General features: G+C 59.9%; 20 protein-coding genes. 6 read left to right on the top strand and 14 right to left on the bottom strand.

Annotation, left to right across the window (positions count from 1 at the left end; genetic code table 11):
• Window positions 1–48: 48 nt before the first annotated feature.
• From CKW18_RS00370 to CKW18_RS29580, 3 genes are all read right to left on the bottom strand, one after another.
• Complete coding sequence (locus CKW18_RS00370) at window positions 49–1,413, bottom strand: aspartate aminotransferase family protein (RefSeq protein ID WP_095186922.1); 1,365 nt, start codon at window positions 1,411–1,413, stop codon at window positions 49–51.
• A 56-nt stretch (window positions 1,414–1,469) separates the two neighbouring features.
• Entirely contained in the window at window positions 1,470–2,828 is a 1,359-nt protein-coding gene (locus CKW18_RS00365) for a glutamine synthetase family protein (RefSeq protein ID WP_095186921.1), read from the bottom strand.
• A gap of 95 nt (window positions 2,829–2,923) precedes the next feature.
• A complete protein-coding gene (locus CKW18_RS29580; protein ID WP_141233054.1) occupies window positions 2,924–3,280 on the bottom strand; it encodes a glutamine amidotransferase in 357 nt (118 codons plus the stop codon).
• 278 nt (window positions 3,281–3,558) lie between these two features.
• Between CKW18_RS29580 and CKW18_RS00360 the strand changes: the two genes are divergently transcribed.
• Window positions 3,559–4,935: a glutamine synthetase family protein gene (locus CKW18_RS00360; RefSeq protein ID WP_007913842.1), complete on the top strand. Its 1,377-nt coding sequence runs from the start codon at window positions 3,559–3,561 to the stop codon at window positions 4,933–4,935.
• 230 nt (window positions 4,936–5,165) lie between these two features.
• A complete protein-coding gene (locus CKW18_RS00355; RefSeq protein WP_095186920.1) occupies window positions 5,166–5,798 on the top strand; it encodes a TetR/AcrR family transcriptional regulator in 633 nt (210 codons plus the stop codon).
• A gap of 158 nt (window positions 5,799–5,956) precedes the next feature.
• On the opposite strand, the gene CKW18_RS00350 is transcribed toward CKW18_RS00355, so the two are convergent.
• The 8 genes from CKW18_RS00350 to CKW18_RS00315 all read right to left on the bottom strand — a co-directional run bounded on the left by CKW18_RS00350 (window position 5,957) and on the right by CKW18_RS00315 (window position 13,224).
• On the bottom strand, window positions 5,957–6,172 hold the full coding sequence (locus CKW18_RS00350; RefSeq protein ID WP_003229256.1) for a molybdopterin-binding protein: 216 nt from the start codon (window positions 6,170–6,172) through the stop codon (window positions 5,957–5,959).
• A 27-nt stretch (window positions 6,173–6,199) separates the two neighbouring features.
• Window positions 6,200–7,006 (bottom strand): aliphatic sulfonates ABC transporter ATP-binding protein, encoded by an 807-nt coding sequence (gene ssuB / locus CKW18_RS00345; RefSeq protein WP_095186919.1) that lies wholly within the window; start codon window positions 7,004–7,006, stop codon window positions 6,200–6,202.
• Entirely contained in the window at window positions 7,003–7,785 is a 783-nt protein-coding gene (gene ssuC, locus CKW18_RS00340; RefSeq protein ID WP_095186918.1) for an aliphatic sulfonate ABC transporter permease SsuC, read from the bottom strand. Before ssuC ends, ssuB begins: the two co-directional genes overlap by 4 nt.
• An 8-nt stretch (window positions 7,786–7,793) precedes the next feature.
• Window positions 7,794–8,942 (bottom strand): FMNH2-dependent alkanesulfonate monooxygenase, encoded by a 1,149-nt coding sequence (gene ssuD, locus CKW18_RS00335; protein ID WP_042561643.1) that lies wholly within the window; start codon window positions 8,940–8,942, stop codon window positions 7,794–7,796.
• Window positions 8,943–8,967: 25 nt separating this feature from the next.
• Window positions 8,968–9,933 carry a sulfonate ABC transporter substrate-binding protein gene (locus CKW18_RS00330; RefSeq protein ID WP_095186917.1) on the bottom strand — a complete coding sequence of 322 codons (966 nt, stop codon included), beginning with the start codon at window positions 9,931–9,933 and terminating at the stop codon, window positions 8,968–8,970.
• Between the two features lie 89 nt (window positions 9,934–10,022).
• Entirely contained in the window at window positions 10,023–10,616 is a 594-nt protein-coding gene (ssuE, locus tag CKW18_RS00325; RefSeq protein ID WP_095186916.1) for an NADPH-dependent FMN reductase, read from the bottom strand.
• Window positions 10,617–10,942: 326 nt separating this feature from the next.
• The gene (locus CKW18_RS00320; RefSeq protein ID WP_095186915.1) at window positions 10,943–11,581 is read right to left on the bottom strand and encodes a peroxiredoxin; all 639 of its coding nucleotides are present in this window, start codon (window positions 11,579–11,581) and stop codon (window positions 10,943–10,945) included.
• Window positions 11,582–11,877: 296 nt separating this feature from the next.
• The gene (locus CKW18_RS00315; RefSeq protein ID WP_095186914.1) at window positions 11,878–13,224 is read right to left on the bottom strand and encodes an OprD family porin; all 1,347 of its coding nucleotides are present in this window, start codon (window positions 13,222–13,224) and stop codon (window positions 11,878–11,880) included.
• 368 nt (window positions 13,225–13,592) lie between these two features.
• Here CKW18_RS00315 and tauA point away from each other — a divergent pair, with 368 nt between their 5' ends.
• The gene (gene tauA / locus CKW18_RS00310) at window positions 13,593–14,579 is read left to right on the top strand and encodes a taurine ABC transporter substrate-binding protein (protein WP_170947195.1); all 987 of its coding nucleotides are present in this window, start codon (window positions 13,593–13,595) and stop codon (window positions 14,577–14,579) included.
• Between the two features lie 82 nt (window positions 14,580–14,661).
• Here tauA and argA read toward each other — a convergent pair whose 3' ends face one another.
• On the bottom strand, window positions 14,662–15,963 hold the full coding sequence (argA, locus tag CKW18_RS00305; protein WP_095186912.1) for an amino-acid N-acetyltransferase: 1,302 nt from the start codon (window positions 15,961–15,963) through the stop codon (window positions 14,662–14,664).
• Window positions 15,964–16,229: 266 nt separating this feature from the next.
• On the bottom strand, window positions 16,230–17,384 hold the full coding sequence (argE, locus tag CKW18_RS00295; protein WP_095186910.1) for an acetylornithine deacetylase: 1,155 nt from the start codon (window positions 17,382–17,384) through the stop codon (window positions 16,230–16,232).
• 156 nt (window positions 17,385–17,540) lie between these two features.
• Here argE and CKW18_RS00290 point away from each other — a divergent pair, with 156 nt between their 5' ends.
• Window positions 17,541–18,911, top strand: a complete 1,371-nt coding sequence (locus CKW18_RS00290) for an inorganic triphosphatase (RefSeq protein WP_095186909.1) — start codon at window positions 17,541–17,543, stop codon at window positions 18,909–18,911.
• Between the two features lie 89 nt (window positions 18,912–19,000).
• Here CKW18_RS00290 and CKW18_RS00285 read toward each other — a convergent pair whose 3' ends face one another.
• Window positions 19,001–19,465 carry an Lrp/AsnC family transcriptional regulator gene (locus CKW18_RS00285; protein WP_016983809.1) on the bottom strand — a complete coding sequence of 155 codons (465 nt, stop codon included), beginning with the start codon at window positions 19,463–19,465 and terminating at the stop codon, window positions 19,001–19,003.
• A gap of 126 nt (window positions 19,466–19,591) precedes the next feature.
• Here CKW18_RS00285 and CKW18_RS00280 point away from each other — a divergent pair, with 126 nt between their 5' ends.
• Window positions 19,592–19,930, top strand: coding sequence for a hypothetical protein (locus CKW18_RS00280; RefSeq protein ID WP_095186908.1), 339 nt, complete (start codon window positions 19,592–19,594; stop codon window positions 19,928–19,930).
• Window positions 19,931–20,022: 92 nt separating this feature from the next.
• Window positions 20,023–21,807 carry a GspE/PulE family protein gene (locus CKW18_RS00275; RefSeq protein ID WP_095186907.1) on the top strand — a complete coding sequence of 595 codons (1,785 nt, stop codon included), beginning with the start codon at window positions 20,023–20,025 and terminating at the stop codon, window positions 21,805–21,807.
• Window positions 21,808–21,822: the final 15 nt, after the last annotated feature.

Below are 21,822 nucleotides of genomic sequence, written 5' to 3'. Positions count from 1 at the left end.
ACAGCTTCGAGCGAGTGCGCCGCAGCTCCCCCGCTCGAAGCCTAGCACCTAGCCCTGCAATGCACTGAGGGTCAGGTCCAGGCACTTGCGTGCCTTTGTAACCAGCTCATCAATCTCGGCTTTGCTGATCACCAGCGGCGGCGCGATGATCATGGTGTCGCCCACGGCGCGCATGATCAGCCCGTTGTCGAAGCAGAACTGCCGGCAGATCATGCCGACGCCCTTGCCTTCGTAACGCTTGCGAGTGGCCTTGTCCTGCACCAGCTCGATCGCCCCCAGCAGCCCGACCCCGCGAACTTCACCCACCAATGGGTGATCGTTCAGTTCCCGCAGACGTTTCTGCAAATACGGTGCCGTTTCGTTGTGGACGTTCTCGATAATTTTTTCGTCGCGCAGGATGCGGATGTTTTCCAGACCCACCGCCGCCGCCACCGGGTGACCGGAGTAAGTGAAGCCGTGGTTGAAATCGCCGCCCTCGTTGAGCACCGCCACCACCGAGTCACGGACGATCAGGCCACCCATCGGGATGTAGCCGGAGGTCAGGCCTTTGGCGATGGTCATCATGTCGGGCGCAAGGTCGTAGAAATCGCTACCGAACCACTCACCGGTACGGCCGAAACCGCAGATCACTTCGTCCGCCACGAAGAGGATGTCGTACTTGGCGAGGATTTCCTTGATGCGCGGCCAGTAGCTGTCGGGCGGGATGATCACGCCGCCGGCACCCTGGATCGGCTCGGCAATAAAGGCACCGACGTTGTCGACGCCGACTTCGAGAATTTTCTCTTCCAGCTGATTGGCCGCCCAGATCCCGAACTCTTCCGGGGACATGTCGCCGCCTTCAGCGAACCAGTACGGCTGGCCGATGTGGACGATGCCCGGGATCGGCAAGTCGCCCTGCTCATGCATATAGGTCATGCCGCCCAGGCTCGCGCCGGCCACGGTGGAACCGTGATAACCGTTCTTGCGGCTGATGATGACTTTCTTGTTCGGCTGGCCCTTGATCGCCCAGTAGTGGCGAACCATACGCAGCATGGTGTCGTTGCCTTCGGAGCCGGAACCAGTGAAGAACACGTGGTTCATGCCTTCTGGCGCGACGTCGGCGATCGCCTTGGCCAGTTCCAGTGCCGGCGGGTGTGCGGTCTGGAAGAACAGGTTGTAGTAAGGCAGTTCGCGCATTTGCTTGGCGGCGGCGTCGGCCAGTTCATCGCGACCGTAGCCGATGGCCACGCACCACAGGCCGGCCATGCCGTCGAGGATCTTGTTGCCTTCGCTGTCCCACAGGTAAACGCCTTTGGCGTTGGTGATGATCCGTGGGCCCTTCTCTTTCAATTGCTTGAAGTCACTGAACGGGGCCAGGTGGTGATCGCTGCTCAGCGCTTGCCACTCACGGGTTTGCGGGTTGTTGCTGGTCATGCCAATTCTCCTTGTTATCGGTGAAGGCGCGGCGCCTGAGCACCGCACCCGGCGTATCAGACGGCGAAGAGCAGGTACTCACGCTCCCACGAACTGATCACGCGCTTGAAGTTTTCATGCTCGGCCCGCTTGACCGCGACGTAGCCCGTGATGAAAGTTTTGCCCAGGTACTTCTCGATGGTCGCGCTGTTTTCCATACGCTCCAGCGCGTCTTCGATGGTCAGCGGCAGGCGCAGGTTGCGGCGTTCATAGCCACGACCGACCACAGGCGCGCTCGGGTTGAGGCCCTCGACCATGCCGATGTAGCCGCAGAGCAGGCTCGCGGCAATCGCCAGGTACGGGTTGGCGTCGGCGCCCGGCAGGCGGTTTTCCACACGACGATTCTGCGGGCCGGCATCCGGGACGCGCAGACCCACGGTGCGGTTTTCTTCGCCCCACTCCACGTTTACCGGCGCCGAGGTGTCCGGAAGGAAGCGGCGGAACGAGTTGACGTTCGGCGCGAACAGCGGCAACAGCTCGGGGATCAGTTTCTGCAGGCCACCGATGTGGTGCAGGAACAGCTGGCTCATGGTTCCGTCTTCATTGGAGAAGACATTCTTGCCGGTCTCGATGTCGATGATGCTCTGGTGCAAGTGCATCGCGCTGCCCGGCTCGCCGGTCATCGGCTTGGCCATGAAAGTGGCAGCCACGTCGTGCTTGAGCGCGGCTTCACGCATGGTGCGTTTGAACACCAGAATCTGGTCGGCCAGCGACAGGGCGTCGCCGTGACGGAAGTTGATTTCCATCTGCGCCGTGCCGTCTTCGTGGATCAGCGTGTCGAGGTCCAGTTCCTGCAGTTCGCACCAGTCGTAAACGTCCTCGAACAGCGGGTCGAATTCGTTGGCGGCTTCGATAGAGAACGACTGACGACCGATTTCCGGACGCCCGGAACGGCCGATTGGCGGTTGCAACGGATAGTCAGGATCGTCACTGCGTTTGGTCAGGTAGAACTCCATTTCCGGCGCCACGATCGGCTGCCAGCCCTTGTCGGCATAGAGTTTCAGGACTTTCTTGAGGACGTTGCGCGGCGACAGCTCGATCGGGTTGCCTTGCTTGTCATAGGTGTCGTGGATCACCTGGGCCGTCGGCTCGATGGCCCATGGCACCAGATACACGGCGCTCTGGTCGGGGCGGCAGATCATGTCGATGTCGGCCGGGTCGAGCAGTTCGTAATAGATGTCGTCTTCGACGTAGTCGCCGGTCACGGTCTGCAACAGCACGCTCTCTGGCAGGCGCATGCCTTTTTCGGCGATGAACTTGTTGGTCGGCGAGATCTTGCCCCGGGTGATACCGGTCAAGTCGGCGATCATGCATTCGACTTCTGTGATCTTGTGGTCTTTCAACCAATCGGTGAGCTGGTCGAGGTTGTTACTCATAAATGCCTCTGGGCTGAGTCTCCTGACGTGATGTCAGGCAAAGTTTGACGCCTGGGCGTCGCGTTAAAGGGGGCTTGCTTGCGCGCAGTGCCGGCTTACGCCTGGCACCGCGCATAGACAATGAAAGAGGAGCTTACCTGCCCTTTACGCTGGCGTTGCATTTCCTGTGCAAACTCATGACGTGCACAATCATGAGCACGACGAGGAGAGCGGCACGGGCTTTGGGAGAGAAAGAGATCTATATTGGAAGGAGACGCCATAAAGCGGATGCTTGCCCGTACGTCCAGAATATCGGACGGTGCCGTCCGGGCTGCTGCAGACGAGAGCAGCGTCAACAGGCTGCGCGCCATGCTGGCTGCGCTACTGACGGATTTGTCGCCACTGATGTGATGAGCATGCAGACCGGACTGTTGCGAGCAGTCGGTGATGCCGATTAACGGCAGGCGAGACATGAAGCACCCCGGTATTATTGCTGTTATGGGTTTGATCGGAGCTTAGCCTTGTTCATTTTTTTACACAACACCCCCGTAAAAAATACAACACGGCCTGCTCAAGCCTGCGGGTGCCCAGTCGCCCAAGGACAAAAAAACGCCCAAAATTGCCCCATAAACGCCCTCACAGCGCTTTTTTAGGGCAAAAAAGGCCTCGCTTGACTTCGGCAGGCCGTTCGGGTTGACTGAAACCAGAAAAGATCAATGATTGATATTTTTAACAACAAAGGTGTTGCATCATGTCGGTACCCCCGCGTGCCGTTCAGCTCAACGAAGCGAACGCGTTCCTTAAGGAACATCCTGAGGTTCTGTACGTTGACCTTCTGATTGCGGATATGAATGGTGTGGTGCGCGGCAAGCGCATTGAACGCACCAGCCTCCACAAGGTTTACGAGAAAGGCATCAACCTGCCGGCCTCTCTATTTGCTCTGGATATCAATGGCTCTACGGTGGAAAGCACCGGCCTGGGCCTGGACATCGGCGACGCCGATCGTATCTGCTATCCAATCCCCGACACCCTGTGCAACGAGCCATGGCAGAAGCGCCCTACCGCGCAACTGTTGATGACCATGCACGAACTCGAAGGCGACCCGTTCTTTGCGGATCCGCGCGAAGTGCTCCGTCAAGTTGTTGCAAAGTTTGACGAGCTGGGCTTGACCATCTGCGCCGCTTTCGAACTCGAGTTCTACCTGATCGACCAGGAAAACGTGAACGGCCGTCCACAGCCGCCACGCTCGCCGATCTCCGGCAAACGCCCGCACTCGACTCAGGTCTACCTGATCGACGACCTCGACGAATACGTCGACTGCCTCCAGGACATTCTGGAAGGTGCCAAAGAGCAAGGCATCCCGGCCGATGCCATCGTCAAGGAAAGTGCCCCGGCGCAGTTCGAAGTGAACCTGCACCACGTCGCCGACCCGATCAAGGCGTGCGATTACGCGGTACTGCTCAAGCGTCTGATCAAGAACATCGCCTACGACCATGAAATGGACACCACCTTCATGGCCAAGCCTTACCCGGGCCAGGCAGGCAACGGTTTGCACGTGCACATTTCGATTCTGGACAAAGAAGGCAAGAACATCTTTGCCAGCGAGGATCCCGAGCAGAACGCCGCATTGCGTCACGCAATCGGCGGTGTGCTCGAGACCCTGCCCGCCCAAATGGCGTTCCTGTGCCCTAACGTCAACTCGTACCGTCGTTTCGGCGCACAGTTCTACGTGCCGAACTCGCCGTGCTGGGGCCTGGACAACCGCACCGTGGCGATTCGCGTACCGACCGGCTCGTCCGATGCCGTGCGTATCGAACACCGTGTAGCCGGCGCCGACGCCAACCCGTACCTGCTGATGGCTTCGGTGCTGGCCGGCGTGCATCACGGTCTGACCAACAAGATCGAGCCGGGCGCGCCCGTCGAAGGCAACAGCTACGAGCAGAACGAACAAAGCCTGCCGAACAACTTGCGCGATGCCCTGCGTGAGCTGGACGACAGCGAAGTGATGGCCAAGTACATCGATCCGAAATACATCGATATCTTCGTCGCCTGCAAAGAGAGCGAGCTGGAGGAGTTCGAACACTCCATCTCCGACCTCGAGTACAACTGGTATCTGCATACCGTTTAAGCGGTTGTAGTGCCAAACACAACGCCGCCGGCTCTCGCAGCCAGCGGCGTTTTTTTTATGGCCGCCTGCGGCGGTTCGGGAGCAAGCCCCCTCCCACAGGGGTTTACTGTGCACACAAAAATTTCATCTCACTGGAGATCCCTGTGGGAGGGGGCTTGCTCCCGAAGGCGTACTGGCAGACAACACACAAACCGGCTCGTACAATGCCCGCTGCCCCGCAGGAGACTTCCATGACGCGACCCGCCCCCGTTCGCAAACCCCGTGCCCGCAGTCAGGCGCGCATCGATTCGATACTCGACGCCGCGCGCACGCTGCTGGCTGCCGAGGGCGTGGCGAGTCTATCGATCTACAGCGTGGCCGAGCGCGCACAGATTCCGCCCTCCTCCGTCTACCACTTCTTCGCCAGCGTTCCGGCGCTGCTCGAAGCTCTCACCGCAGACGTACACGCAGCCTTTCGCGCCTGCCTGCAAGCGCCGATTGATCATGAGGACCTGCGCGACTGGCGTGATCTGTCACGACTGGTTGAGCAACGGATGCTGGAGATCTACGACGAAGACGCGGCGGCTCGCCAGTTGATCCTGGCCCAGCATGGTCTGACTGAGGTCACACAGGCTGACCGTCAGCACGACATCGAACTGGGCGACCTGATGCACAAGTTGTTCGACCATCACTTCGAGCTGCCGAGGCTGCCGGAGGATGTCGATGTGTTTGCCCTGGCGATGGAGTTGGGCGACCGGGTGTATGCGCGTTCTGTACAGCAGCATGGGCAAATCACGCCGCGCATGGCGGAAGAAGGGATGCGCGTGTTTGATGCTTATATCGGGCTGTACCTGCCGACGTATCTGCCCAAGCGCAATCTCTAGCGCTTTCGCTGGCGTCTTCGCGAGCAGGCTCGCTCCCACATTTGGAACGCGATCCCCTGTGGGAGCGAGCCTGCTCGCGAAGGCAGTACCACCAATACCAAGCAATGAAAAAACCCCGAAGGGCTCACACCCTCCGGGGTTGTTTTTTATCCACAGCCTTACAACTTGGCGATGGATACCTCGGTGGATTTCACAAAGGCGATCACTTCGCTGCCCACCACCAGTTCCAGCTCTTTGACCGAGCGCGTGGTGATCACCGAAGTGACGATGCCGGAAGCGGTCTGCACGTCGATTTCCGACAGCACGTCACCGAGGACGATTTCCTTGATCGAGCCTTTGAACTGGTTGCGCACGTTGATGGCTTTGATAGTCATGGCAATGATTCCTGTCGTTTGCTTGAGTTATTGAGCCCAACGCAGTTGCGTAGGCAGTGGTGAAACAGGTTCCGGCGCCGGCGGTTCGCCGGGCAGGGAGAGAACGCGGTTAAGCACTTCGGTTTCCAGTGCCGCCAATCGGTGCGAACCACGCACTCGCGGCCGCGGCAGTTCTACAGGCAGATCGAGACCGACTTCGCCGTCCTCGATCAGAATCACGCGGTCGGCAATCGCCACCGCTTCGCTGACGTCGTGGGTCACCAGCAACACAGTGAAACCATGCTGCTGCCAGAGCCGCTCGATCAGTTGCTGCATCTCGATCCGGGTCAGTGCATCCAGCGCGCCGAGTGGCTCGTCGAGCAACAACAGACGCGGTTGGTGGATCAGCGCCCGGGCCAGCGCGACACGCTGCTTCTGCCCGCCGGACAAGGCGGCCGGCCATTCATTGGCGCGATCCGCCAGCCCCACCGCTTCCAGTGCGTCCAGTGCTTGCGGACGCCAGTTGCCCTTGAGGCCGAGACCGACGTTGTCGATGATCTTTTTCCACGGCAGCAGGCGTGCTTCCTGGAACATCAGACGGGTGTCTTCCCGCGCATCGCTGAGCGGCGCAGAGCCCGCAAGCAGGTCGCCGCCAGTCGGCTGATCAAGCCCGGCGAGCAGGCGCAGCAAGGTACTTTTGCCACAACCACTGCGCCCGACCACGGCGACGAACTGCCCCGCCGGAATGTGCAGATCGATGTCACGCAAAACCTGGCGCGAACCGAAAGTCTTTTGCAGATTGCGCACCACCAGCGGTATCCCGCGCAGCAGGCGTGGAGGTTGTTGAGCAGTCATACCGCACCTCCCTTGGCAACCTGATAGGCCGGATGCCAGCGCAGCCACACACGTTCAAGTCCACGGGCTGCGAGGTCGGCGAGTTTGCCGAGCACCGCGTAAAGCAGGATCGCCAGCACCACCACGTCGGTCTGCAAGAACTCCCGGGCGTTCATCGCCAGATAGCCGATGCCGGAGCTGGCCGAGATGGTTTCCGCCACGATCAACGTCAGCCACATAAAGCCCAGGGCGAAGCGCACGCCGACCAGAATCGAAGGCAGCGCGCCCGGCAGAATCACCTGCCAGAACAGGCTCAAACCGCTCAAACCATAACTGCGCGCCATCTCCACCAGCGCCGGGTCGACGTTGCGGATGCCGTGATAGGTGTTGAGGTAGATCGGGAACAACGTACCCAGCGCCACCAGAAAAATCTTCGCCGACTCGTCGATACCAAACCACAGAATCACCAGCGGAATCAGCGCCAGATGCGGCACGTTGCGGATCATCTGCACCGAGCTGTCGAGCAGGCGTTCGCCCCACTTCGACAGGCCGGTAATAAAGCCCAGCGCCAGGCCGATGCTGCCGCCGATGGTAAAGCCCAGCGCCGCGCGCCAGCCGCTGATCGCCAGGTGCGTCCAGATTTCGCCGCTGCGCACCAGGCTCACCCCGGCTTCGATCACCGCCACCGGTGCTGGCAAGATCCGTGTCGACAACCAACCCGCCGACACCGATAGCTGCCACACCGCCAGCAGCAAAACCGGCAACGCCCAGGGCGCGAGGCTGTGGATGATTTTCTTCATGGCGCGCCTCAGCTCTGCGACGCGGCTTTGGGAAGAATGTCGTTGGCGACCATCTCGCCGAACGGGCTGACATAACCGGCGCTTTTCGGCAGTTCCGGGCGCTCGATGTCGAGGTGCGGGAACAGCAATTCGGCGACGCGGTACGACTCTTCGAGGTGTGGATAACCGGAGAAGATGAAGGTGTCGATGCCCAGATCGGCGTATTCCTTCACCCGCGCCGCCACGGTTGGACCGTCACCGACCAGCGCGGTCCCCGCACCACCGCGCACCAGACCGACACCGGCCCACAGGTTCGGGCTGACTTCGAGGTTGTCGCGACTGCCGCCGTGCAGTGCGGCCATGCGTTGCTGGCCGACCGAATCGAATCGGGCCAGCGAGGCTTGAGCGCGGGCGATGGTGTCGTCATCCAGATGCGAGATCAGCCGATCCGCCGCTTGCCAGGCTTCTGCATTGGTTTCGCGGACGATCACATGCAGGCGAATGCCGAAGCGCACGGTGCGGCCGAGCTTGGCGGCTTTGGCGCGCACCTGTTCGATCTTCTCGGCGACGGCTGCTGGCGGCTCGCCCCAGGTCAGGACCATCTCGACCTGTTCAGCAGCGAGATCCTGCGCCGCTTCCGACGAGCCACCGAAGTACAGCGGCGGACGCGGTTGCTGGATCGGCGGATAGAGCAATTTGGCGCCCTTCACACTGATGTGCTGACCGTCGTAATCAACGGTTTCGCCTTCCAGCACACGGCGCCAGATGCGGGTGAATTCCACCGAGGCTTGATAGCGCTCCTCGTGACTGAGGAACAGACCGTCACCGGCCAATTCTTCCGGATCACCACCGGTTACCAGATTGAACAGCGCCCGCCCGCCAGAGAGACGATCCAGCGTCGCAGCCTGACGCGCAGCCACCGTAGGGGAAATGATCCCGGGGCGCAGGGCGACTAGAAACTTCAGACGCTGGGTCACCGGGATCAGCGACGCCGCCACCAGCCAGGAGTCTTCGCAAGAACGACCGGTAGGGATCAGCACACCGCCAAAACCCAGACGATCCGCCGCTTGCGCGACCTGTTGCAAATAGCCGTGGTCAACAGCGCGGGCGCCTTCGGAGGTGCCAAGGTAATGGCCGTCGCCGTGGGTAGGCAGGAACCAGAAAATATTGAGGCTCATGGAGTGGTCTCCTTGGGGATTCGAATTACTGCGCGTTGGCCACAGCGGCCGGTGGGGTCCAGATCACATCCTTGATGCTCAACGGCTTGGGTATCAGCTTGAGCTGGAAGAACGTGTCAGCGATTTTCTGTTGCGCGGCGATCACTTCCGGGGTCAGGAACAGCGCGCCGTAGCCCTGGCGTTTGACCGAGGTCAGGGTGATGTCCGCCGGCAGGCCGAGCAGGGGCGCGACCTGTTGGGTCACGTCTTCAGGATTGGCTTTGGACCACTCGCCAACGGCGCGCACTTCTTCGACGAGGGTCTTGATCACCTCGGGATTTTTCTGCGCGTAAGGCTTGGTCGCCAGATAGAACTGATGGTTGTCGACGATGCCTTTGCCGTCGCGCAGGGTGTGCGCTTGCAGTTGTTTCTCAGCGGCCGCCTGGTACGGATCCCAGATCACCCAGGCGTCGACGCTGCCACGTTCAAACGCGGCGCGGGCATCGGCCGGCGGCAGGAATACAGTCTGGATGTCGGTGTATTTGAGGCCGGCGTCTTGCAGTGCGCGCACCAGCAAGTAGTGGACGTTGGAGCCTTTGTTCAGCGCGACTTTCTTGCCTTTGAGATCGGCCACCGATTTGATCGGCGAGTCTTTCGGCACGAGGATCGCTTCGCTGTTTGGCGCTGGCGGTTCGTAGGCGACGTAGAGCAGATCGGCGCCGGCAGCCTGGGCGAATACGGGTGGAGTTTCGCCAGTGACGCCGAAGTCGATCGAGCCGACGTTCAGGCCTTCAAGCAGTTGCGGGCCACCGGGAAATTCCGTCCATTGCACGTCGACGCCTTGGGCGGCGAGACGTTTTTCCAGCGTGCCCTTGGCTTTGAGCAGCACCAGCGTGCCGTACTTCTGATAACCGATTCTTAACGTATCGGCCTGAGCTTGAGTGATGGCGCCGAAGGACACAGCCGCAGCAAACAGAGCGACCAGACCGCGACGCAAAAATACAGTGCGCATAGCGCTCTCCTTTTTGCTGTTGGGTTTTGGCTGCACCTGCTTGCCCGTTGGCGGGCGAGTAAGGCCAGTACTTCAAGTTTCGATAAGGCTTAAATGCTCCAGCGAGCACTCAACAAACGTTCGTTCAACAAGCCCGGCTCCAGCGGTTTCGGCCGGCGGGCCATGGCACTGACAAACTGGTCCAGCGCTTCATGCAGACGCTGCTCCAGCGCCGGTGCCAACTGCGCCTGGGCACTGCCTTCGCCGTAAGCGATCTGGCTGTCCTCGGCAAAAATCCCCTGGAGCATTTCCTGAGCTTTCAATGCCGACAGCACTGGCTTGAGGGCGTAGTCGACCACCAGCATGTGGGCGATGCTGCCGCCGGTGGCCATCGGCAGAACAATCTTGTGGTTCAGAGCGCGTTCCGGCAGCAAATCCAGCACGGTCTTCAACGCACCGGAGAAGGAAGCCTTGTACACCGGGGTGGCGATGAGCAGGCCGTCGGCGTTTTCAATCTGCACCAGCAGGTCGAGCACCTTGGGGCTGTCGAAGCGGGCATGGAGCAGATCCTCGGCCGGGAAGTCCCGCACCTGATAGCTCACCACTTCCACCCCTTGCTCCTGCAACCAGCGTTGCGAGCGCTCCAGCAACACCCCGGAACGGGAGCGTTGGCTGGGACTGCCACCGAGTGAGACGACCAGCATTCAGACGATTCCTTGCGCGTTACAGGCGATTCGCGGATTGCGATCTCGCTTCGATGGGAGTGACCTTACCAGTTGATTTATATATCCATAAATCATATTTATTCATTTGGTTATGCGTTTTAGAGATATGTAGATTGCTTTGTTTCGGGCGAAAAAAAAGGCCGTCGAAACGGCCTGAAATCCCCTGCTTAGTGTTTCTTAATTCTCTGTTGACCGGACTGACGCCTTCGCGAGCAAGCCCGCTCCCACATTTTGGAATGCGTTACCCCTGTGGGAGCGGGCTTGCTCGCGAAAGCGGTGACGGCTACAACAAATATCTCACTGATTCATTTGTTCGGCTGCGGCGTCAGACGCAGGTACGGTTTCACCGCCCGATAGCCCTTCGGAAAGCGCTTCTTGATCTCTTCCTCGTCTTTGAGCGACGGCACGATCACCACCTCATCACCGTCCTGCCAGTTGGCCGGCGTGGCCACCTTGTAGTTGTCGGTGAGTTGCAGCGAGTCGATCACCCGCAGGATCTCGTGGAAGTTGCGCCCGGTGCTTGCCGGGTAGGTGATGGTCAGGCGGATCTTTTTGTTCGGATCGATCACGAACAGCGAACGCACGGTCAGGGTGTCGTTGGCGTTCGGGTGGATCAGGTCATAGAGATCGGAGACTTTGCGATCGGCATCAGCCAGGATCGGGAAGTTGACGAGGGTGTTCTGGGTTTCGTTGATGTCTTCGATCCACTTGTGGTGCGAGTCCACCGGGTCGACCGACAGCGCGATCGCTTTGACGCCGCGCTTGCTGAACTCATCCTTGAGCTTGGCGGTAAAGCCCAGCTCGGTGGTGCACACCGGTGTGAAGTCCGCCGGGTGGGAGAACAGCACGCCCCAGCTATCGCCCAGCCATTCGTGGAAACGAATCTTGCCGGCGCTGGAGTCTTGTTCGAAATCGGGGGCGATGTCGCCGAGTCTGAGGCTCATGGTGCTGCTCCTGATGAGTGGTTGGAGACCTCAACTGTAGCTTGGGTTTTGCCATCATGAAAAAGAATAAATAATGAGATATCTAGATCATTCGAGAATATTAAACATCTGTTCACTGGACGCTTGAGGGCATCCAGACGAACATCGGTCGCAAGGTTCGAGAAGGCCTTGAGTTGCTGTAAAGAGGGAAATGTCGGGGAGGGCTTACGGGGGTGGGCCTGACTCGAAAACGCAAAAGCCCCGTCCGGCGCGATGCCGGACGGGGCTTTTTTACATCCGCGAATCGAGACGCGCTATTACAGCAGCGGGATCGAGTAGCTGACGATCAGGCGGTTTTCATCCTGGTCGCGCTGACCGGCAATGTCGTTGCGCCACGTAGCGTTTTTCCACATGAAGCCAACGTTCTTCAACGGGCCTTCCGGAACAACGTACGCCACGGTCAAATCGCGTTCCCACTCGGAAGCGCCATTCGAGGTTTGCGCACGACCGGCGTTGTAGGTATCGATGTTGTCGCCACGCAGGTAAACCATGCCAGCGGTCAGGCCAGGCACGCCGACCTTGGCGAAGTCATAGGAGTAGCGTGCTTGCCAGGTGCGCTCGCCGGCACGGCCGAACTTCTGGATTTGCATGTCGGTGATGGTGTAGTTCGACGAACCGTCGCCCTGGTTCAGCCAAGGGAAATCGCTGCTACCGTTACTTACCTGATAGCCGCCACCAAAGGTGTGACCGGCAACGGTGTAAAGGAACAAGCCGCTGTACAGGTTGTTGTCGACTTTGCCGCGACCGTTGGCGAAACCGGCGTAGCTACCGGTGCTGAAGTAAGCAGGCGTATTGCCGTTGGCGCCGTCGTCGGAGCTGTTGAAGTAACGGAAGTCAGACTTCAGCACGCCCGGACCGATTGCCCAGTTGTGAACCAGACCCAGGAAGTGTTGCTTGTAGAAATCTTCCAGGTTGCCGTAGTAGTACTGGGCAGTCAGGTCTTTGGTGATTTTGTAGTCACCACCGGCGTAGATGAACTTGTTGCTGTTAACGGTACGCGGTGCCGCGCCATTGATAGACAGGTTCTCGTTGTTGCTGGAGTTACGACCTTTCACTGCTTCGATCTGACCGCCGACCAGAGTCAGGTCTTTGATCTCGCCGGAAGTGATCTGGCCACCCTGCCAGGTTTGTGGCAACAGACGGCCATCGTTGGTGACGATAACTGGCAGTTTTGGCTGCAGCGTACCCAGCTTCAATTCGGTTTGAGAAATTTTGGCTTTGGCAGTCAGGCCCAGGCTGGAGAAGTTATCAACAGCTTCGCCATTGGATTTGCTCGGAAAAACCGTGCCACCGTACGAAGTGGCGCTGGTTGCACCGTTGGTGCCGCCGCCAGTATCCAGACGCACGCCCAACAGGCCGATCGCATCGATACCAAAACCGACGGTGCCTTGGGTATAACCGGAGATGAAGCGCAGATCGAAGCCTTGGCCCCATTCTTCAGCTTTGCTCTGGGTAGAGTGAGCACCGGAGTCACGGTTATCGTTGTTGATGTAGAAGTTACGCAGCCCCAAAGTCGCTTTGCTGTCTTCGATGAAACCGGCGGCGCCTGCCTGCTGCGCCATAACCCCTACGGCCACAGCCAGGGCCAAGGTGGACTTGTTCATGTAAAGCTCCTCTCGTTTCTAATTCTTGTGTTCCTGGCCCGGGATCTGACGCCCCTGGGTCCTAAGATGCGCGATTAGCGCCAGACTGTGACTGACAAGTCAATCGTAACCTTGTGTGTCTACGACCAAGGTCTAATCGCAGTGATTTGGTCCGTGCAGAGTAAAGATTTCCTGATAAACCCAAAAAGAATTTATTCATTCTTTTTCATATCATTTCGGAATATGGCCATTATCTGGCCATCGCCGCCGGGATACAGCGTATCGGCGCCCAAGCTCATTCCTAAATGGTATTTGTTGGCCTTTTTTTAGATCGATTAGCTTTGGCGCAACCCCGAATCGTCAAACCCTATCGAAAAGGCGACGCCATGATGGCCAAACGCGCACTATCTAGTCAATTTGTTACAGTTTGTGTGTCAGCGCTGATTTCTTTTTCAGCCCAAGCAGCCAACATTACGGTTGGCTATCAAACCGGGATCGATCCAAGCAAAGTCCCCCAGGCCGACGGCGTCTACGAGAAAACCATTGGCGAGAAAATCGACTGGCGCCGCTTCAACAGTGGCCCGGAAGTTGTGACAGCCATTGCCTCCGGCGATGTACAGATCGGTAATCTCGGTTCCAGCCCGTTGGCTGCAGCCGCTTCGCGCAACCTGCCCATTGTTGCGTTCATCGTTTCGGCACAGATCAACGCCGCCGAAGCCTTGGTGGTACGCAATGGCAGCGGTATCAATAGCCCACAGGATCTGATCGGCAAAACCATCGCCACGCCTTTCGTCTCTACCTCCCACTACAGCCTGCTCGGCGCCCTCAAGCACTGGGGTCTGGACACCTCGAAAGTCAAAGTGGTGAACCTGCAACCAGCGGAAATCGCGGCTGCCTGGAAGCGTGGGGATATTGATGGCGCTTTTGTCTGGTCGCCGGCACTGGGGGAAATCCGCAAGACCGGCAAGACCCTGACCGACGCCGCGCAGGTCGGCCAATGGGGCGCGCCAACTTTCGAAGTCTGGGTCGCGCGCAAGGACTTCGCCGAGAAGCATCCTGAGGTCGTGGCCAAATTTGCCAAGGTCACACTGGACTCGTTCGCGGATTATGCGGCGCATAAAGACAGCTGGACTGCCGAGTCGGAGCCCGTGCAAAAAATCGCCAAACTGACTGGTGCCAATGCCGCCGATGTCCCGGAATTACTGGCCGGTTCAGCCTTCCCGGATGCCAAGGCGCAGCAAATCACCGCGCTGCTGGATGGCGGCACGGCGAAAGCAATTGGGGAGACGGCGAAATTTTTGAAGGAACAGGGCAAGGTTGAAACGGTGCTGCCGGACTATTCGCCGTATGTCAGTGCGAAGTTCGTGGCGCAATGAAAGCTTCGCGAGCAGGCTCGCTCCCACAGGAAGCCGCGTTCCAAATGTGGGAGCGAGCCTGCTCGCGAATGGAGCAACTCGGTTAAAGGGTCTTTTCGAAGATCTTCGAATTACGCTGATAGTTGTACAGCGACGCCCGCGCCGCTGGCAGACGCTCAACACTGCTCGGCTCGAACCCACGCTCACGGAACCAGTGCGCGGTACGGGTGGTGAGGACGAACAGCGTCTTTAAACCCTGCGCCCGAGCGCGGGTTTCGATACGTTCCAGCAACTCATCACCACGGCCGCCATGGCGATACTCCGGGTTCACCGCCAGACACGCCAGCTCGCCGGCATCCGAATCGGCAATCTGATACAGCGCCGCACAGGCGATGATCATGCCTTCACGTTCAACCACGCTGAATTGCTCGATCTCGCGCTCCAGCACTTCACGCGAACGACGCACCAGAATTCCCTGCTCCTCGAGCGGACTGATCAGGTCGAGCAAACCGCCGACGTCTTCAATCGCCGCTTCGCGCACCAGCTCGAATTGCTCTTGCGCCACCAACGTACCGCCGCCGTCACGGGTGAACAGTTCGGTCAGCAGCGCGCCGTCCTCGGCATAGCTGACGATGTGGCTACGCGCCACGCCGCCACGACATGCCTCAGCGGCGGCATCCAGCAGTTCCGCCTGATAGTTGCTACTGCCCAGACGCTGCAGATGCGCCGGCACTTGTTGCGGACGCAGTTCGCGCACCAGCCTGCCGTTCTCGTCGATCAGACCGAGGTCAGCGCCAAACAGCAGCAGCTTGTCAGCGCCCAGATCAATGGCCGCGCGGGTGGCGACGTCTTCGCAGGCAAGGTTGAAGATCTCCCCGGTCGGCGAATAGCCCAGTGGCGACAGCAGCACGATGGAGCGCTCGTCGAGCAGGCGGTTGATGCCCTTGCGATCGACACGGCGCACTTCGCCGGTGTGGTGATAGTCGACACCTTCAAGCACGCCAATCGGCCGCGCGGTGACCAGGTTGCCGCTGGCCACGCGCAGACGCGAGCCCTGCATCGGCGATGAAGCCATGTCCATCGACAGCCGCGCTTCGATGGCAATGCGCAACTGGCCAACCGCGTCGATCACACACTCAAGGGTCGCGGCATCGGTGATGCGCATGCCGTGGTGATAATGCGGGGTCAGGCCGCGAGCGGCGAGGCGGGTTTCGATCTGCGGGCGCGAACCGTGCACCAGCACCAGACGCACGCCGAGGCTGTGCAGCAGCACGATGTCGTGGACGATATTGCCGAAATTCGGATGCTCAACGCCGTCACCGGGCAGCATGACGACGAAGGTGCAGTCGCGGTGGGCGTTGATGTAAGGAGACGCGTGACGAAGCCAATTAACGTATTCGGGCATGAACCTGGGCCTGTAATAAATAGCAGCCGAAAAATGGGGCGAAACGGAAAACGCACAGCGGGCTGATGGTTATCGTCGGAACAGGCTTGGCGACACGCGCGCTCTCCTCATGAATACGGGTTGGAATGCTGGCAATTTACAGCGTTTGCCCGAACAAAATACATTCCCCTGTGGGAGCGGGCTTGCTCGCGAAAGCGGTGTAGCAGGTACATCAATATCGACTGACACACCGCTTTCGCGAGCAAGCCCGCTCCCACAAGGGGTAATCAGGGTTTGTCCGGGGTCAGGCAGTAATGTTCAATCAACTGTCGTAATAGATGCACGGTAGGCTGCAAACGTGACATTTCGAGGTACTCGCCGGGCTGATGCGCACAGGCGATGTCGCCGGGGCCGAGTACGATGGTTTCGCAGCCAAGGCGCTGAAGATAAGGCGCTTCGGTGCCGAACGCTACTGCTTCGGCGTTGTGGCCGGTGAGCTTTTCGGCGATGCGCACCAATTCGGCGTCTTCAGACTGCTCGAACGACGGCACTTCGGGGAACAATGGTTTGTAGTCGATCTTCACCTGATGCCGTTCGGCAACCGGGTTGAGCTTGCGCAGAATCTCGGCACGCAGCACTTTCGGGTCCATGCCCGGCAGCGGTCGCAGGTCAAACTCCAGCGAACACTGGCCGCAGATGCGGTTGGGATTGTCGCCGCCATGGATGCAGCCAAAGTTCATCGTCGGTTGCGGCACGCTGAATTGCGGATTGTTGAATTCACGCTGCCACAACAGGCGCAGACCACGTAGTTCGCCGATGGCATCGTGCATCGCCTCGAGAGCGCTGTGGCCCAGGCGCGGATCCGACGAATGGCCGCTCTGCCCGAGAATGTCGATGCGCTCCATCATGATGCCTTTGTGCATGCGGATCGGCTTGAGCCCGGTCGGCTCGCCGATCACGGCCGCACGGCCCAGCGGACGCCCGGCCTCGGCCAGCGCGCGGGCGCCGGACATCGAACTTTCTTCATCGCAGGTGGCGAGGATCAGCAGAGGCTGCTTGAACGGCTGGTCGAGCAATGGCTGCACCGCTTCGATGATCAGGGCGAAGAAACCCTTCATGTCGCAACTGCCCAGACCCACCCAACGGCCATCGACTTCGGTGAGTTTCAGCGGATCGGTCTGCCACAGCGCATCGTCATACGGCACCGTGTCGCTGTGCCCGGCCAGCACCAGCCCGCCGGGGCCGCTGCCGAAACTGGCGAGCAGGTTGAATTTGCCGGGGCTGACCTGCTGGATATCGCAGCTGAAGCCCAGATCACCGAGCCATCCGGCGAGCAAATCGATCACCGCACGGTTGGACTGATCAAGGTTCGGTTGGGTGCAGCTGACCGATGGCGCGGCAATCAGCGCAGCGAACTGGTCTTTCATGGATGGCAAAGGCATCGCTGACTCCAACTCCCGAATTGAGGTCCATCATAGAACCATCCGGCGCCAGGAATAAACCGCCGCAAAGCGTAGGAAGGTTCAGTCCTGTACACTGCACGGCCTTGGCAGCCACACATTCCCCCGGCTGCGCTCCCGATCCTGGATTTTCCGGCCATGCAGAAAGAAACCGAAATCAAACTCCGCGTCAGCCGCGAAACCCTCGCTGCCCTGCGCGAGCACCCGTTACTGAAAAAGCGCAACAAAAATGGCTGGGAACGCCGTGAGTTGATGAACCAATACTTCGACACTCCAGAGCGCGATCTGGCCCAGGCCAAAGTCGCCCTGCGCCTGCGCAAGGATGGCGATGAGGTGATTCAGACCCTCAAGACCCGCGGCCAGAGCGTCGCCGGCCTGTCCGAGCGTAACGAGTACGACTGGAAACTGCCCAAAGCCAAGCTCGACGTGAAGAAACTCGACGGCGAATGCTGGCCCGAGTCGCTGGCCGAGCTGGACAAGAAAACCCTGAAACCGATCTTCACCACCGATTTCGTCCGCGAGCGCGCCGAAATCGCCTGGGGTCGCGGCAAGGCCAAAGTGGTCATCGAAGCCGCTCTGGATCTGGGCCACGTGGTGGTCGGCAAGCAGAAAGAAGAAATCTGCGAACTGGAACTGGAACTGCGCGAAGGCGAACCTGCCGCGCTGCTGGAACTGGCTGCCGAACTGGCCGAGACCCTGGCCCTGATGCCATGTGACATCAGCAAGGCCGAGCGCGGCTATCGGCTGTACGACGCCAACAGCTACTCGCTGAGCCTGCCGGCACCGGAGCTGACCCCGGAAACCCAACTCGACGACGCTTTTGCCGCGCTGGGCTGGCACTTGCTCGGCAGCAGTCAGCGTCTGGCCGAACAGTACCGTTTCAACGGTCACTGGCGCCTGTTGCTGGACTGGGTCGAGAACCTCGCCGAAATGCGCGCCCTGCTCAGCAGCCTCGGCCAGGCCGCACCGCGTCCATCGACCCATGATCTGCGCGTGGCACTCGACGCTTTGCTGGAAGACTGGCGCCCTCTGGTTCAGGTCGGTATCGAAGATGAAGACGTGCGCAAAGCCGCGCCGGAGCAGTTCCTCGAGGAACTGGAAGACCCGCGCTGGGGCCTGTTCTCGCTGAACGCTTCGCGTTGGTTGCTGGCACGCAACTGGACCGCTGAGCGCAACGTTCGTGGCAACCGTCAGGGCGCCGCGCAACTACACAGCTGGTTGCCGCGCCTGTTGGGCGAAGAAGCCACAGCCCTGCAACTGCAGCGCTACCAGCAGCAGCCGGAAGATCTCGCCGAACAGCTACCGCGCATCGAGCGCATTCAGGTCTGGCTGCACCACGCACGTAACGTGCTGGATATTGCGGAAATGGATCGCCTGTACGGCGAGCTGAACAAATTGGCGCAACTGGCCAACGAGCCGACGATCACTGACGAATTGCTCGATGCGCGCAAGCAGCAGGCGATTGCGGTTTACCAGAATCGCGCGTGGAAAATGCTGCTGCGCATGTAACACCGCTTTCGCGAGCAGGCTCGCGCCCACATCGGAATGCACTCCCCTGTGGGAGCGAGCCTGCTCGCGAAGAGGCCAGCTGCCTTGCCTCAAACCGGCAGGCTGGTGGTGGATTTGATCTCCGACAACGCCACAATCGAATTCACTTCCTGAATCCCCGGCACCAGCGACAGCTTCTCGAAGAAGAACCGCTCATACGCCTCGATGTCCGCCGCAACAATGCGCAGCAGAAAATCCACCGCGCCCATCAGCACATAGCACTCCAGCACCTCCGGAAAACCGCGAATCGCCTCGGTGAATTCGGTGAAGTTCGATCGGCCGTGCGCGTTGAGTTTGATTTCGGCAAAGATCTGCGTGTTCAGGCCGATTTTCTTGCGATCCAGCAACGTTACCTGCCCGCGAATGATCCCCTCCTCCTTCATCCGCTGAATCCGCCGCCAGCAGGGCGATTGCGACAAGCCCACCTGCTCGGCGATCTGCGCGCTCGAAAGCGAAGCGTCCTCTTGCAGCAAGGCGAGAATCTTGCGGTCGTAGCTGTCCAGCTCGCTGTGCATAGAAAAACCTCAAACAGAACATTCTGCGAATTGATCCAGTTGATCAAACGCCAATAACGCCCATCTTAGATAAGAAATACCCGCCAGCGAATGTAAAAATTCCTCCAGTGATTTTGGAGCCCTGCCATGCCGCACCTTGAAGCCGTCAACACGCCCCCGACCCGCGCCGATGTCTGGAACGTCAGTAACGCCCACTGCCTGGCGCAGTATCAGATTCTCGCCGAGGCCGAACCGGATCTGCTGGTGCGCGTGCTCAACCTGTTCGCGCTGCAGTTTCTTACGCCTGAGCAAGTGAACGTGCAGCGAATGGACGATCTGTTGTCGATCGACCTCGTCATGGGCGGCTTGAGCTGGCATCGCGCGCAGGTGATTGCGGAAAAACTTCGTAACCTGATCAGCGTCTGTTCGGTGAATCTGCAAAACGCCGACAGCGCGTGGGATGCGCGGGCACAGGCGACTGGCTGAAAAATCCGGCAACGGCTTCGTCGGGTAGTGGCCCAACGGTCTGCAGGGCCACGACTATCCTTTTTCGCACTGTCGCTCAAAAGGAAGCCCGCATGTCCGTTCAACTTGCCACTCAGGACCGCTGGCTGGAACTCAACGATGTGTTGCGTGAACTGGTCGCCCAAGGCTTTATCTGCCAGGACTCGGCCGAGCAGGCGCTGAATGCTCGTCGTCGCAATGCCGCCCATGGCCAGATGCACCCGCTGGAATTCATCGCCAGCCAGCAACTGGACGACCTCAGTCGTCCGGGCAAACACCTCGACCTGGAAAGCCTGACCCTGTGGCTGGCGCAACAGGCCGGCCAGCCTTACCTGCGTATTGACCCGCTGAAGATCAACGTCGCCGCCATTACCCCGCTGATGTCCTACGCCTTTGCCCAACGGCACAAGATTCTCGCCGTGGCGGTCGACCGTGACTCGGTGACCGTGGCCAGCGCCCAGCCCTATGTCAACGGCTGGGAAGCCGACCTGACCCACGTCTTGAAGCTGCCGATCAAACGGGTGGTGGCCAACCCGACGGACATCCAGCGCTTGAGCGTCGAGTTTTTCCGTCTGGCCAAATCGGTCAGTGGCGCGAGCAATGCCGACCAGCAAAACAGCAATCTCGGCAACTTCGAACAGTTGCTCAACCTCGGCGCCAGTGATCAGGAGCCGGACGCCAACGACGCGCACATCGTCAACATCGTCGACTGGCTGTTCCAGTACGCCTTCCAGCAGCGTGCCAGCGATATCCACATCGAACCGCGTCGCGAGCAAGGCACCGTGCGTTTTCGCATCGACGGCGTGCTGCACAACGTCTATCAATTCCCGCCGCAGGTGACCATGGCCATCGTCAGTCGCCTGAAAAGCCTGGGGCGGATGAACGTCGCCGAAAAACGCAAACCCCAGGACGGCCGGGTCAAGACCAAGACCCCGGACGGCGGCGAAGTCGAGTTGCGGCTATCAACGCTGCCCACTGCGTTCGGCGAAAAAATGGTCATGCGGATTTTCGACCCGGAAGTACTGCTCAAGGACTTCGATCAGCTTGGCTTTTCCGCCGACGACCTGCGCCGCTGGCAGGACATGACGCGCCAGCCCAACGGCATCATCCTGGTCACCGGGCCGACCGGTTCGGGCAAGACCACCACGCTCTACACCACGCTGAAAAAACTCGCCACGCCGGAGGTCAATCTCTGCACCATCGAAGATCCGATCGAGATGGTCGAGCCGGCCTTCAACCAGATGCAGGTCCAGCACAACATCGAGCTGAGCTTTGCTGCCGGAGTCCGCGCGCTGATGCGGCAAGACCCGGACATCATCATGATCGGCGAGATCCGCGACCTCGAAACCGCCGAAATGGCGATTCAGGCCGCGTTGACCGGGCACCTGGTGCTGTCAACCTTGCACACCAACGATGCGCCGAGCGCGATCAGCCGTCTGCTGGAGCTCGGGGTCCCGCATTATCTGATCAAGGCCACCGTACTCGGGGTCATGGCCCAGCGTCTGGTGCGTACCTTATGCCCGCATTGCAAGGCGCCCCTGACCCTCGATGAAGAGGACTGGCAGACTCTGACCCGCCCCTGGCAAGCGCCCCTGCCGAGTAACGCGCAACGGGCCATTGGCTGCCTGGAGTGTCGCGACACGGGTTATCACGGCCGCGCCGGGGTCTACGAAATCATGCAATTGAGCGACAGCCTCAAGGCCTTCATCACCCCGGACACCGACCTCACGGCGATTCGGCGTCAGGCGTTCAAGGAAGGCATGCGCAGCCTGCGTCTGTCCGGCGCGCAGAAAGTCGCGGCGGGGCTGACGACTGTTGAGGAGGTGCTGCGGGTGACGCCGCAGAGTGAGCAGAAATGAGCAGATTGCCATCAA

It is taken from the genome of Pseudomonas sp. Irchel 3E19 (assembly GCF_900187585.1).
Taxonomy (GTDB): Bacteria; Pseudomonadota; Gammaproteobacteria; order Pseudomonadales; family Pseudomonadaceae; genus Aquipseudomonas; species Aquipseudomonas baetica.
The sequence above is the reverse complement of the archived record's forward strand: the minus strand, read 5'-3'. Positions and strand labels throughout refer to the sequence as shown.